The sequence below is a fragment of the Psychrobacter sp. 16-MNA-CIBAN-0192 genome, assembly GCF_040309565.1.
Taxonomy (GTDB): domain Bacteria; phylum Pseudomonadota; class Gammaproteobacteria; order Pseudomonadales; family Moraxellaceae; genus Psychrobacter.
The window spans coordinates 35,861-49,045 of the sequence record NZ_JBEOOX010000002.1 but is presented as its reverse complement, the minus strand read 5'-3'; the positions used below and the strand labels follow the sequence as shown (position 1 = coordinate 49,045).

Below are 13,185 nucleotides of genomic sequence, written 5' to 3'. Positions count from 1 at the left end.
TTCTGCATACTAATAAGCTGAGTGAGCACTTTATCGCTGATTCAGCTTATTCTTTTTTATTATTTTTTATTACCCTTCCCTATTATCTTAATTTTTTAAAAGGAATGTCCATGACGGCATCACCAACACCGCGCTCAGATGCCCCGTCGCCGAATGCGGATCTTACCTCTAACCATAATGCACCTGTACAACAAGATAACCCCAAACAGTTATTAGCGGTTTATGTCAAAGGCATGACTATGGGCGCAGCCGATATTGTACCCGGTGTCTCAGGTGGTACGATTGCGCTGATTGCTGGTATTTACGAGCGCCTAATCAATGCTTTAAGTAGCATTGGTCCAAGCTTGTGGCATACCTTTCGCGCTGATGGCGGCATGAAAGGTTTACTTGCAGTTTGGCGGCAGGTCGATGCTACTTTTTTACTATGCTTGGTAGCAGGTATTGCCACCAGCTTTGTCACTCTAGCTGGCGGGATAAAATATCTGCTGGACAATGAGCCGTTATTAATTTGGTCGTTTTTCTTTGGCTTAGTTATCATGACGGTGGTGATTTTACTAACAGAGATTACACGCTGGACGGTGGCGCGCGCTGGATTATTTCTGCTTGGGGCGGTTGCTGCGGTGATTATCAGCAGCTTGCCGATACTTAGTACTACGCCAAGCTTGCCTTATTTATTTGTAGCTGGTGCCATTGCCATTTGCGCGATGATATTACCTGGTATTTCTGGCTCTTTTATCTTGTTATTAATGGGCGCTTATGACACGGTATTAGAGGCCGTACATACTTTTAACTTCACTATCATACTGACGTTGATGGCTGGCATGGTAACAGGTTTACTGCTCTTTACGCGTATGCTCAAATGGCTGCTGGCGCGCTATTATCAAGCGACATTAGCGTTATTAACCGGCTTTATCGCAGGCTCCTTAGTCAAAGTATGGCCATGGAAAACCGATGCCTCGGGTACGCTTACGAGCGACGCCGTTCATAATGTCACACCATGGCAGTATCCTACTGGTGCACAGTGGGGAATGACGTTAGGCTTGATGGTATTGGGCGCGGTGCTCGTATCGCTATTGTCATGGTGGGGTAAGCGTAGCAATAATCAGTGATTCTGTCAGCCACCACGGTTTCATTTACTTTATTTGGCTCACGATAATAGACGTCATCGACTGTCGTCAGGCTGCTCTATGGCTCTTTAGCTTTATTCATTAAGCTTTCATAATATAAGGCGTAAAGTTCACCTTATGAGAAGCGAGATGAATGATGATAATGACAGTCGTAAGTGGCGAGACAATGGCTTTGAGTACCAGTTTAAATACTAACTTAAGTACCTGTTTAAGTACCTACTTAAGTACCTGCGCATTGTTTGGTTATGCGGTAGTTAGTGGTTTTTTATTGGCACTGACCCTAGCAACTCAGCGCTGGTTATGGTGGCTGGTCGGGGCTATTCTATATTGGCTTGGTGTTGATAAGTTGTATCGCTGGCTGAGCAGTTGGCTACCGCTAACGGATTGGGAATGTTATGTGCTGGCAATGGGGCTTTGCTGGCTGCCCTTTGCGCTATGGATTTTGTATCGAATCCTGCGCTATGGTAGCGTGAGCCATGTTAAGGCTGCTAAGATTAAGCTTGCTGATATTACTGTTAAAATTGACGCTAAGCGCAGTCATGTAGAAGCTGCTGGTTGTAAGTCTGAAAACCTTCAACCCAGAAACATGAAACCTAAAAGCATTACAGATAGTGCTACTAAGCATAACGCTATTGAACACAGCCCTGTCTATAATGCGAACTTTCAACCGCGTTTTCGCTGATTGACCTAATATCGAGTATGCATCATATCGTTAAAAGTGATACCGTTAGTTTTTTAATACGCCCATCTACATTGTCTAATAAACCGCTGTGTTGATGGATAGCTAAAACGAAGAATATATTTAGTGCGTCACCAAATACTTAATAGTATTTACACTATTATTAATCAATATATCAGCACTTTTTCTGATTATGTAATCATTTGACTACATAATTGCCCGCAAAATTGTTATAAAGTACCTCTGATTTTATCCCTTATTGATAGGAGTTTGACCATGTTTACCATTCCGGTTCTTGATATCAAGTCTGATCCATTAGACGTCTTACTGGCTGCTATTGGCTACCGTTTATCGATGCTTGCCAGTAGCGACAATGAAGAATTTAAAGCTTTACTTGCGGATAAAAAAGCAGTCATTGAATTTGCCAGCGATGAGTCTGATGTGGCGCGTTATTTTAGCTTTGATAATGGGCAGTTTAGCCAACATCGCGGACATGCAGATGCGCCGACGTTGACGATTACCTTTAAAGACTCAATGACAGGGGTTAAGCTGTTAACCAAAGGCGACCTACCTGCCTTTATGACGGCGGTTCAAGATAAAAAGTTGAGTATTGACGGCGAATATAGCCTACTTATGTGGTTTAACAAATTGGCAAAGCATATCGTCCCGACTATACCAGAAGAGCTACAACCGCATATCCAACGCGCCAAACCCTACGCTTATAAAGCACAGAAATGTGTCGAACATTGGATTGGGGTTGCTAAATATAAGCTGGGTAAATAATAGATAATGCGCTAAACGTGTGCTTTTATGTGCGTGGCACTGGTAAAATACAGGTCTGCTTTTTCTACTAAGGTTGCGGTATACTACGGTTACCGTAACCTTTTTTTATGAGTTTTTTACCGTCAATTTTAGTTAATTTTGATGATTAACTAAAATTGATGATGTCTACATATTTCTTTATTCTCCTATTTGCCCCATACTTATTATAAAAGGACTTTCCTTATGGCAGGACTGCTGAGCATCATTGAACCTACCGCGCATACAAACGATAGCATTATTGACAATACGCCAGCGCCAACGGCTCCTCGCATTAATAGCCGTGAGCAGATTGCCGCATTATTTGATTTGCCCTTGATGGATTTATTACTGCAAGCGCAGACCATTCATCGCCAGCATTTTAAAGCCAATGAAGTACAAATAAGCACCTTATTATCAATTAAAACCGGTAACTGTCCTGAAGATTGTGGCTACTGCTCACAATCGGGTCATCATCGTGACAAAACCAAACTAGAAGCTGAAAAGCGTATCGACGTTGATAAAGTCATTGCTGCCGCAAAACGTGCCAAAGCCACTGGTTCATCACGGTTCTGTATGGGTGCCGCTTGGAAACATCCAAGCGCGAAAGACATGCCGTATGTGGTCGAGCTCATTAAGGAAGTTAAAGAATTAGGCTTAGAGACCTGCATGACGCTTGGTATGCTTGACTCTGATCAAGCCACGCAATTGGCAGATGCAGGACTGGATTATTATAATCATAATCTTGATACATCGCGCAGCTACTATGAGCAAGTGGTAAGCACGCGCAGCTACGATGACAGACTAAATACGATTGATAATGTGCGTAATTCTGGCATCAATGTCTGTAGTGGTAATATCGTTGGTATGGGTGAAAGTCGTGACGACCGCATTGACTGGGTACATGAGTTACTCAAAATGCCAAAAGCGCCTGAGTCAATTCCAGTGAATCTGCTTGTGCCTATTGCGGGTACGCCTATCGGTGATAAGGTATTAGCAGAAGGCGGCTTGTCCGTTCTTGAATGGATTCGTACCATTGCCGTAACACGTATTTGTTGTCCAAGCAGCTATGTGCGTCTGTCTGCTGGACGAGAAAGTTTATCAGATGCTGAGCAATCGCTCGCCTTTATGGCAGGTGCTAACTCGTTCTTTTATGGTGATAAGCTGCTCACAACTGGTAATGCCAGTCAATCAGGGGATGACAGATTGATGCGTGAACTTGGTTTGACCAAGCAATTTGCCGCGCCAAGAGCACCAAAGTTATTACCCGTTCTTGATGCCGTTAGTGGTCATGAATCACAAATGGTATTGGCAGATTAAGGCAAACCGCGTTTGGGCTTAGCAATATTATGACTTCAAACCATAATTGCTAAGTTCAAACCATAATCATTATTAAACTTGCTGCGTTTCCTTACTTTAACTTTCACCCAATACAGATTATCGCGAGCACAAGAGACTCACATGGTAGATTATTTTAACTGGATTAAAGCGGCACATATTATCTCTGTGGTCACTTGGTTTGCGGCGATTTTCTATTTGCCGCGCTTATATGTGTATCATGCCATGAGTGATGATAAAATCAGTCACGACCGCTTTGTGATTATGGAGCGCAAGCTGTATCGCGGTATCATGACGCCATCGATGATTGCGACGTGGACTTTTGGTTTATGGATGGTGTTTTTGGGTTGGGATACGTATAAAACCCAAGGCTGGCTGCACGTAAAGATTTTCTTAGTCGTGCTATTATCTGCTTATCATGGCGCTTGTGGATTTTATCGTAAAAAGCTGGTGGATAATCCGCAATATAAGTCGCATGTGTTTTGGCGCTGGTTTAATGAAGTGCCAGTTTTTGCGTTGGTCGCTATCGTCATTTTAGTCGTGGTAAAACCTTTTTAGAATCTTTTTGAAATTCAGCTAAACATTTTAAAAGCAAAAATCCTGCATAACTGATAACGGTTATGCAGGATTTTTATGCCTTTTAATCTGTACCGATACTGAGTGAGCATACTAATTCGAAATACTAAGTCGGACGGATAATGTGATACACATGACTTAAATCATATACGCGGTAGCGCGCTGGCTCTTTTCGGCTTTCACCAGCGTAGCTTAATATCAGCGCTTGCTTTTCTGATTCATCAACCCAACCGACAAACAAGCCGCTGTGCTCGATATCGTTATAGCCATGATTGATATAATACAGCCAATCTCCAACCTGAATCTCGCCGCTATTGACGTAAGGACCTCCAGCATAAGCACCTTTATGCACGGTATTCCGGTTCACGCCTGCGCGATTAAAAACCGCATTAAGATAATCCCAGCAGCCGCCTTTAATAATGGTGCGCTCATTGAGTGACATAGTGCGCGCCATACTAATCACCTCACTCGCCGCCCTGCTACTTTGGTTTTCAGCGCGGCTTAATAAGGGCAGATGGGCGCTATCAACATTATCATAGCTGCCAGCTATAGAGCGACCCGTTAAAAATGCTGGTAATACACTTGGCGCTTGACGTTTTATCTCTGGATAACGAGAAGCAGTATTATTATTGGTAGCATATATAGCACGTGGCTGAGGAGATTGAATTTGTGAAGGTTTAATTTGAGGATTTTGAGGGCGATAGGCTTGAGCTTGCTTCACTTGAGGTTGATAATTTTGTGCGGGGTAAACAGAATTATTTGCTAGAGATTTCATACGTACACGTTGGATGGTGGAGCGAGTACTGACCCTAGCAGCAGGTACGGTAAGTTCAGGTTGTGCCGACTTTTCCATGATGAGAGCGCTGATTCCGTCAGCTTGAGCTTGAGCGCTAAACGATAAAAGTCCACATAATACAGCGATAGAGAATGTTATTTTAGGCGTAATATAGCGTATGGGATTTAATGATAAATGCTTGGCACTAGATAATGGATACAAGACACTAATCGGCATATACGGCATAACCCGCTCCTCTTAAAACCACAATAATGACAACAAAAGTGCCCTAATAATGAAACCAATAACCGTCAGTTATAAACTATTTGAGCGGGTAACTGCAAGCACTATTCATCCCTGATAGCTTTTAAGAAATTTAGCCAAGATTATATTAGACAGGATAAAAGTGAGTAAGATGGTGAATAATAAAGCAATGTAGCAGGAAGAAAAAGGCTTAATCACTATTCATTTTAATAGTGACATGGCGCTTATTAAACGTTTGCCCTTGCAAAATAGCTTGGGTCGCTTGCGCTTCTTGAACCGTGTCAAAACCTGTAATTTGATATTTTTGCACATCACTGCTATCACTGATGTATAGCTGATTGTCCGTTAAGGTTATGCTATCCGTCTTTAACAGCTTAATATGTTCACGTTTGCTTTGATTGTCATGCACCAGCTCGCCATGACGAACCCATAAGATGCCACTATTGATATGACCGCTTAACGCTTTTTTCTGTTTTTGGCGCTTTTGATTAAATATAAAGCTGCCCACAATCAATAACGCAAGCGCGCCAATGGCTAAGCGTTCAGGCAAGATACTCATTGCCATTGCGACTGCCACCGCACCTATCAATAATGCTGAACCAAACCAAAATAGCCCATTATCACCTGCTGGCGGTTGACCTTGCAAAGTAATTTTAGCGCCCTCATCGGTGAGCTTCAGCATAATGTCATACCTGTTTTATGTACTTACTTATGTTCTTAGCTTGCTTGCGTATTGAAGCGTAAAAATAAACTTACCAGCCCAATGCTGTTTTTTGCATTTGGATAAGCTCAGCAATGCCTTTTTCAGCAAGAATGAGCATATCATCGGCTTGAGCACGGGTGAATGGCTTTTCTTCAGCAGTACCTTGCAGCTCGATAAATTCGCCCTTTTGGGTCATTACTACGTTTAAATCCGTATCACAGCTGGCATCTTCTTCGTAGTTTAAATCCAGATAAGCTTTGCCATCTTTCATACCCACAGAAACCGCAGCAACCAAACCAATTAATGGATCGGCTTTTAACTTTTTAGTTTTTTGAATGCTTTCTAACGCATCAATTAAGGCAGTAGCAGCACCAGTCACACTTGCCGTACGTGTACCACCATCGGCTTGCAACACATCACAATCAAGATAAATAGTGTTTTCACCAAGCTTACTTAAATCAATCATCGCACGTAAGCTACGACCGATTAAGCGTTGAATTTCTTGTGTACGCCCAGACTGCTTACCACGAGCCGCTTCACGTTGATTACGGGTATTGGTCGCGCGTGGCAACATGCCGTATTCAGCAGTAATCCAGCCTTTACCTTTGCCTTTTAACCAGCGCGGAACGCCGGTCTCGACACTGGCGGTACACAATACTTTGGTATCGCCAAAGCTAACCAATACGGAGCCTTCAGCATGCTTGGTATAGTGACGCTCAAAGGTGATGGCGCGAAGTTGGTCAAGCTCACGGTTATCAATACGCATAAAAATTCCTAGTACGGTGTTATAAAAGCTGTGCTATAACAGCAATGGCTTAAAAATCGTCTACCATTAAAAATCCAATAATGACTTATTATCAAAATTTTGGTGGACGTAAATATGCAGATATCCTAACGTGACAACCGCGCAATAGCAAGAATAACTGCTTGCCATCAAACGGAATATTTGCCAAAAATGACCGTTAAAATCAAAAAAAGATAAAGACAATTTTGCCTTTATCCTTTTTAATTTAAGTTAAAAATTATCTGTATCCGGCTAGATTATTAATCTAAGCCTTCCATTTTACGCAATTCTTTACGCAGAATTTTACCCACATTTGACTTTGGTAATTCGTCAACGAATTGTACGTGACGCGGACGCTTATAGCCGGTTAAATTCTTTTTGCCAAAATTGAGCAATTCTTGTTCCGTGACCTCGCCTTTTTTCACCACAAAAATCTTTGGATCTTCGCCGCGCTCTGCACTTGGAATACCAATCGCACCGCACTCTTTTACCGCCGGATGCTCGCTCATGATTTCTTCAATTTCATTGGGATAAACGTTAAAGCCCGATACCAAAATCATATCTTTTTTACGGTCGACAATTTTAATAAAGCCTTTGTCATCCATAATACCGATGTCACCCGTTTTTAGATAACCATTTGCGGTGAAGGTTTCAGCTGTTTCGTCAGGGCGATTTTGATAGCCTATCATCACTTGTGGACCCTTAACGCAAATCTCACCGCGCTCGCCAATCGCCACTTCATTGTCGTCTTCATCAATTAATATAATATCAGTACTAGACGCTGGAATACCAATTTTGCCAGTAAATTCAGCAATGGTCATCGGATTAAAAGCGACCACTGGTGAGGTTTCAGATAAGCCATAGCCTTCAACAATGGGTAAACCGGTGATTTTGTGCCACTGTTTTGCGACACTAGGCAATACCGACGTACCGCCACCAATCGCGGCTTTTAAATTAGAAAAATCTAAACTGGCAAAGCTTTCTTTATTGACTAAGCCATTAAACAAGGTATTTACGGCAGGAATAAATGACGGCTTATATTTTGCCATCTCTTTAATCAAACCATCTAAATCACGCGGATTAGGAATCAATAATCCAGCGTAGCCCTGATACATGCCATACATGCCACAAACCATAAATGAGAACACATGATACAGCGGCAGCGCGGTCAAAATCACATCATCAGCATTGGCATCGTCTTCAAAAGCGCTGTCCATCAAGGCGTTGATTTGCAGCATATTGGCAACCAAGTTGCCGTGTGACAGCATAGCGCCTTTTGCCACGCCAGTCGTACCGCCGGTATATTGTAGCAATGCCACATCGCTTAGGTTTAAATCAGGACGTTTATATTTACTTGCCGATACGCTATTGAGCGCCTCTTTAAAGCTGGTGCTGTTTGGCAGCTGATAAGCCGGAATCATCTTTTTAACATGACGAGCAACGAGGTTCACCACCAAGCCTTTGACCAGTCCCAACATATCGCCAAGTTTACAGACAATCACGTGTTTAACATCGCCTTTATTACTGGCTTCTTGATAGGTTTTGGCAAAGTTTTCAACAATAAATAAGGCTTTCACGCCACTATCATCAAGCTGATGCGACAACTCACGACTGGTATACAACGGATTGACATTCACCAAAATCATGCCCGCACGAATGACACCCAATGCAACGATAGGATACTGCAAAATATTGGGCATCATGACGCCCACTTTATCGCCTTTTGCTAAGCCTAATGACTGCAAGTAGCTGGCAATTTGGCGACTGTATAAGTCCAGTTGCTTAAAGCTAATCGAGGCACCCATACAAATATAAGCCGGTTTTTGCCCATAACGGCGAAAATTACGCTCAAATACTTCCAGCAAAGAGCTGTTGTCATCAGGCATATCAATAGTGGCGCTGATGCCATAACGCTCATAAGCAGCAAGCCATGGGCGATCGCTTGGAATATCAGGCATGGTCGGAAAAGCATTGGTCTCTGCCCATGACTGCGCGCGATGTCCAGTTGCATGGTTGCCCTTTTGCTTTTGGTCAGGCGTGTCCTTATTCGTGCTATTTTTTTTATTGGTCATCTGGTTATCCGCAGTATCAGTCATAGCTTTCCCTAAATGTTACAATTAAAGACATAGAATAATCTAATGAGGGGGCAAATACAGTGTTGGTTAGTGATTATTTGTGAACCGAAAGTCACGACGACACCTCGTTGCTACAAAAATCATCGTTAGTAAAAAGCGTTTTTAATAAAAGGCACTATTAATAAAAATTAGTGCTAATAAAAGCAGGATTCTTCGTTAGAATTTTTCCATAAAAATAAGGTCAGCATAAAGTGACCTTATTTTTTGACTATATATCAGGGTATTAAAATATCAGAGTATCAGACATTTCTAGTCAATAATAATGTTTAAGTTAACCTTGTGCCTGATTTTTTTCTTCAAGTTTACGCAAATCTTTATGTAAGATTTTACCAACGTTCGATTTTGGTAGCTCTTCGATAAACTCAACATAACGAGGACGCTTGTAGCCGGTTAGATGCTCTTTTGCATAGGCAAGCACCGCTTCTTTAGTCAGGCTACTGTCCTTACGTACTACGTAGATTTTAGGTACTTCACCGCTTTTCTCGTCTTCAACGCCAATAACACCGCATTCTAGAATTTGTGGATGTCCTGCCATGACTTCTTCAACTTCATTTGGATAAACGTTGAAACCGGATACTAAAATCATATTCTTTTTACGATCAACAATGCTGATATAGCCATTCTCATCCATGATACCGATATCGCCAGTACGGAAAAAGCCATCACTGGTCATTGATTCCGCTGTTGCCTCGTCACGTTTCCAATAACCTTTCATCACCTGCGGACCACGCACGCCAATCTCACCGCGCTCGCCTAAGGCGACTTCATTGCCTTTGTCGTCTAAAATAGCGATATCTGTTGCTGGCATCGGTACGCCAATGGTACCTCCGAAACTGGCAGAATTAATAGGGTTAGCTGTTGCAACCGGTGAGGTCTCTGACAGACCGTACCCTTGGATAATGATATTGCCCGTTATTTGACGCCATTTTTCTGCCGTTGCGCTTAACACTGCCATGCCGCCGCCCATCGTCACGCGCAACTTACTATGATCCAACGCCTTGAACTCTTCATTATTAGCAAGGGCATTAAATAGCGTATTAACAGCAGGGAACAATGCAGGTGGATGCTCTTTATAAGCCTTTAATAAGCTATCGAGGTCACGCGGATTCGGTATCAATAAGCCAATACAGCCACGATAGAGACCAAACATCCCACAAAGCGTAAATGAGAAAATATGATAGAGCGGTAATGCGGTCATAATTACTGCCTGCTCACCACTCTTATCATACTCATCAAAGGCGCTGCCCAAAAAGGTATCACATTGGATGAGGTTAGCCACTAGATTCTTATGAGTCAGCATAGCGCCTTTTGCGACGCCTGTCGTGCCACCGGTATATTGCAAGACAGCCACATCATCAAGGGTAATATTGCTTGGACGCTTGTATTGGCTCATTGTCACTTGCTTAATCATGCTGTTAAAGCTGACACTGCCTTCTATCTTATACTTGGGCACCAGTTTTTTCACATGACGCACGACGGCATTGACCATAAAGCCCTTGAGCGTGCCCATCAAGTCACCCATACCAGTAATCACGACATGATCAACCAAATTACGACCGATATCTTGATAGGTTTTGGCAAAGTTTTCGACCAAGATTAATGCTTTAGCATCTGAGTCGGTAAGCTGATGCTCAAGCTCTTTAGTCGTATATAACGGGTTCACATTTACTAAGGTCAAGCCAGCACACAGTACACCAATAATGGTCACAGGCAATTGCAACATATTAGGCATCATGACCGCGACTTTATCACCTTTAACTAAGCCCAATGACTGCAAATAGGCGGCTACTTGTTGGCTATATAAATCCACTTCCTGAAAGGTTAGCTCTGAGCCCATGCAGACAAAAGCGGTTTTATTGCCATTTTTCGCAAAGCTTTGTTCAAAAATATCAATCAGCGAGGTATTATCGGCAGGCATTTCGATATCATATGTCAGCCCAAGCGCTTCATAGGTTTTTAGCCAAACTTTATCATCACGGCGGGTCAATTGGTCTTGATTATCCATAATCTTATTTCTCCTCAAAAATGGTGCAATGGGCAGTAAATATACATTTGTTCTTTAACATACACACTTTACCCAAACTACTCAATATAAAAGATTGCTATGAGCGTGCGTAAATGAGTCCCAACGCTCATAGTGTCTGTATTTAAGGCTGCAAGGCATCGGCAAGTTCAGTCAAGCCAATAAAGTTGCGGCGTAAGCCATTCGGGTCGGTAGCTGTTTTTTGGTTCAAACTTTGGGTAGCAAGGGCGCGGCTGTCTTTATATTGCCAGTTATTAATATACAGGCTCTGCTGCAAGCGTTGCCCAAACCCTGCCACCGCTATGGCAAACTGTGTATCAGGATAGGCATTGCTTAGTGGTACTGCTCTGTTTACGGCATTAATAGGCAAATCGACCAGCTGTGAGCTGGAGCTTTGGGTGGCTTTATAACGTATTTTTAAAAAGCCTAACTCTTGATTGCTAATATTTTTTGCGAGCATGGAGTTGCTTTTATTAGGGGCATTGTCTGGATAGCGGCGCGGGTTAAAACTGCCCACCTGCCCTGTTGGGGTAATCTCAAACAATGCTACGACTGCTTTGCCAGCACCCAGCTCACCGGCATCGACTTTATCATTATTAAAGTCCTCTTCGGCGAGCACACGATTTTCATAACCAATCAAGCGCCACTCTTCAACTTGTGCGGGATTAAACTCAATCTGCACTTTGACATCATGCGCGACAGTATTAAAGGTTGCGGCAAGCTCATCGCTCAATACTTTTTTCGCCTCAGCTAGGCTGTCAATATAACTATAATTGCCATTACCGCTGTCCGCCATTTGCTCCATCATATAATCGTTAAGATTACCGCGCCCAAAGCCAATGGTAGACAAGGAAATTCCACGATTGCGATTGGCTTTCACCAAGTCCAGCATGTCATCGACTTCACTAATACCTACATTAAAGTCGCCATCAGTCAGCATTAAAATACGGTTGATACTGCCTTTTTTTAATGACTTACTGGCTTCGGTATAAGCAAGCTTGAGCGCATCTTCGCCGTTGGTGCTACCGGCTGCGCGCAAACCATTAATCGCGGCTTGAATGGTTGCCGTTTTATCACCGCGCGTTGCAGGCAAGACGACTTCGGTACTGCCCGAATAGCTGACAATACTAATGGTATCTTCAGCACGCAACTGCTTGGTCAATAAGTTTAACGTCGCTTGCGCCAATGGCAACTTATCTTGTGATTGCATTGAGCCTGAAGTATCGACCAAAAATACCAAATTAGCGGGCGGCAATGTCATAGCTTTCTGCCCGAATTGCGTAGTATCAATGGCTTTGATACCGACTTTTAATATTTGATTGTTTTGCCCTACTTTATCCCAAGGTGACTCGACTATTTCCGTTTCAACAATAAAGGGCGCGCGATTCAAACGCTGAGCATTTGAGAATTGATAGGTAAAATAATTAATCATCTCCTCGACGCGCACCGCATTTTTTGGTGGCAACTGCCCTTCGTTTAGATAGCGACGCACGTTAGCATAACTGCCAGTATCGGTATCAATAGATAAGGTAGCAACTGGCATATCAGCGGTACGATGAATGGGGTTTGCCACGTTTTTTTGATAATTATCGCGCATCTCTGACGTAATCACTTTTGGTGAAGGCATACCTTGTGGGATATAACTGGTGGAGCGCGTGAGCATATTCGCAACAGGGACAGCGTCCGCTACCACAATGGGCTGTGACAAGCTTTCGCTGACCATCGCTGTGCTAGACTCAATAATAGGTTTGCTTATTTCTGGTGAACCACAAGCGCTCAGCCCAATACTGGTAGCCGCACCAAGCAATAATGCACTGCCGGCTGCTTTATGAGTATAGAGGCGAGATAAGGAAATCGATAACATATGCAGCATCCTTGTCAGTAGCATTTGGTCAGCGCCGTTCATCCAGTGAAAGCCCGAACAAATTATGAGTGTTATTAACCAAACTATACTCAAGTTAATAGGCAAAATCTATCTTTATA

At 42.9% G+C, this 13,185-nt stretch carries 11 protein-coding genes; 5 read left to right on the top strand and 6 right to left on the bottom strand.

The window, feature by feature from the left end; all coding sequences use genetic code 11:
* Positions 1-110: 110 nt before the first annotated feature.
* The 5 genes from AAEY78_RS02060 (at position 111) to hemJ (ending at position 4,500) form a co-directional block, all read left to right on the top strand.
* Positions 111-1,109, top strand: coding sequence for a DUF368 domain-containing protein (locus tag AAEY78_RS02060; protein ID WP_352336902.1), 999 nt, complete (start codon positions 111-113; stop codon positions 1,107-1,109).
* Positions 1,110-1,269: 160 nt separating this feature from the next.
* Complete coding sequence (locus AAEY78_RS02055) at positions 1,270-1,809, top strand: hypothetical protein (protein WP_352336900.1); 540 nt, start codon at positions 1,270-1,272, stop codon at positions 1,807-1,809.
* A 273-nt stretch (positions 1,810-2,082) separates the two neighbouring features.
* Positions 2,083-2,589 (top strand): hypothetical protein, encoded by a 507-nt coding sequence (locus AAEY78_RS02050; RefSeq protein ID WP_352336898.1) that lies wholly within the window; start codon positions 2,083-2,085, stop codon positions 2,587-2,589.
* A gap of 222 nt (positions 2,590-2,811) precedes the next feature.
* Entirely contained in the window at positions 2,812-3,924 is a 1,113-nt protein-coding gene (gene bioB / locus AAEY78_RS02045; RefSeq protein ID WP_352336896.1) for a biotin synthase BioB, read from the top strand.
* 141 nt (positions 3,925-4,065) lie between these two features.
* Entirely contained in the window at positions 4,066-4,500 is a 435-nt protein-coding gene (gene hemJ, locus AAEY78_RS02040) for a protoporphyrinogen oxidase HemJ (RefSeq protein WP_352336894.1), read from the top strand.
* 124 nt (positions 4,501-4,624) lie between these two features.
* Here hemJ and AAEY78_RS02035 read toward each other — a convergent pair whose 3' ends face one another.
* From AAEY78_RS02035 to AAEY78_RS02010, 6 genes are all read right to left on the bottom strand, one after another.
* Positions 4,625-5,539, bottom strand: coding sequence for a hypothetical protein (locus tag AAEY78_RS02035; RefSeq protein ID WP_352336892.1), 915 nt, complete (start codon positions 5,537-5,539; stop codon positions 4,625-4,627).
* Positions 5,540-5,747: 208 nt separating this feature from the next.
* Positions 5,748-6,239 carry a hypothetical protein gene (locus AAEY78_RS02030; RefSeq protein ID WP_352336890.1) on the bottom strand — a complete coding sequence of 164 codons (492 nt, stop codon included), beginning with the start codon at positions 6,237-6,239 and terminating at the stop codon, positions 5,748-5,750.
* A 70-nt stretch (positions 6,240-6,309) separates the two neighbouring features.
* Complete coding sequence (rph, locus tag AAEY78_RS02025; RefSeq protein ID WP_352336888.1) at positions 6,310-7,026, bottom strand: ribonuclease PH; 717 nt, start codon at positions 7,024-7,026, stop codon at positions 6,310-6,312.
* Positions 7,027-7,304: 278 nt separating this feature from the next.
* Entirely contained in the window at positions 7,305-9,002 is a 1,698-nt protein-coding gene (locus AAEY78_RS02020; RefSeq protein WP_502943630.1) for an AMP-binding protein, read from the bottom strand.
* Positions 9,003-9,450: 448 nt separating this feature from the next.
* Positions 9,451-11,184 (bottom strand): AMP-binding protein, encoded by a 1,734-nt coding sequence (locus AAEY78_RS02015; protein ID WP_352336884.1) that lies wholly within the window; start codon positions 11,182-11,184, stop codon positions 9,451-9,453.
* A gap of 142 nt (positions 11,185-11,326) precedes the next feature.
* Positions 11,327-13,066, bottom strand: coding sequence for a vWA domain-containing protein (locus AAEY78_RS02010; protein ID WP_352336883.1), 1,740 nt, complete (start codon positions 13,064-13,066; stop codon positions 11,327-11,329).
* Positions 13,067-13,185: the final 119 nt, after the last annotated feature.

Excerpts from the sequence above, each read along its gene's own strand:
- AAEY78_RS02055 (WP_352336900.1), top strand. The coding sequence starts at position 1,270 with ATGACAGTCGTAAGTGGCGAGACAATGGCTTTGAGTACCAGTTTAAAT.
- bioB (WP_352336896.1), top strand. The coding sequence starts at position 2,812 with ATGGCAGGACTGCTGAGCATCATTGAACCTACCGCGCATACAAACGAT.
- hemJ (WP_352336894.1), top strand. The coding sequence starts at position 4,066 with ATGGTAGATTATTTTAACTGGATTAAAGCGGCACATATTATCTCTGTG.
- AAEY78_RS02030 (WP_352336890.1), bottom strand. The coding sequence starts at position 6,239 with ATGCTGAAGCTCACCGATGAGGGCGCTAAAATTACTTTGCAAGGTCAA.
- AAEY78_RS02015 (WP_352336884.1), bottom strand. The coding sequence starts at position 11,184 with ATGGATAATCAAGACCAATTGACCCGCCGTGATGATAAAGTTTGGCTA.
- AAEY78_RS02035 (WP_352336892.1), bottom strand. The coding sequence starts at position 5,539 with ATGCCGTATATGCCGATTAGTGTCTTGTATCCATTATCTAGTGCCAAG.
- rph (WP_352336888.1), bottom strand. The coding sequence starts at position 7,026 with ATGCGTATTGATAACCGTGAGCTTGACCAACTTCGCGCCATCACCTTT.
- AAEY78_RS02020 (WP_502943630.1), bottom strand. The coding sequence starts at position 9,002 with ATGCCTGATATTCCAAGCGATCGCCCATGGCTTGCTGCTTATGAGCGT.
- AAEY78_RS02050 (WP_352336898.1), top strand. The coding sequence starts at position 2,083 with ATGTTTACCATTCCGGTTCTTGATATCAAGTCTGATCCATTAGACGTC.
- AAEY78_RS02010 (WP_352336883.1), bottom strand. The coding sequence starts at position 13,066 with ATGTTATCGATTTCCTTATCTCGCCTCTATACTCATAAAGCAGCCGGC.
- AAEY78_RS02060 (WP_352336902.1), top strand. The coding sequence starts at position 111 with ATGACGGCATCACCAACACCGCGCTCAGATGCCCCGTCGCCGAATGCG.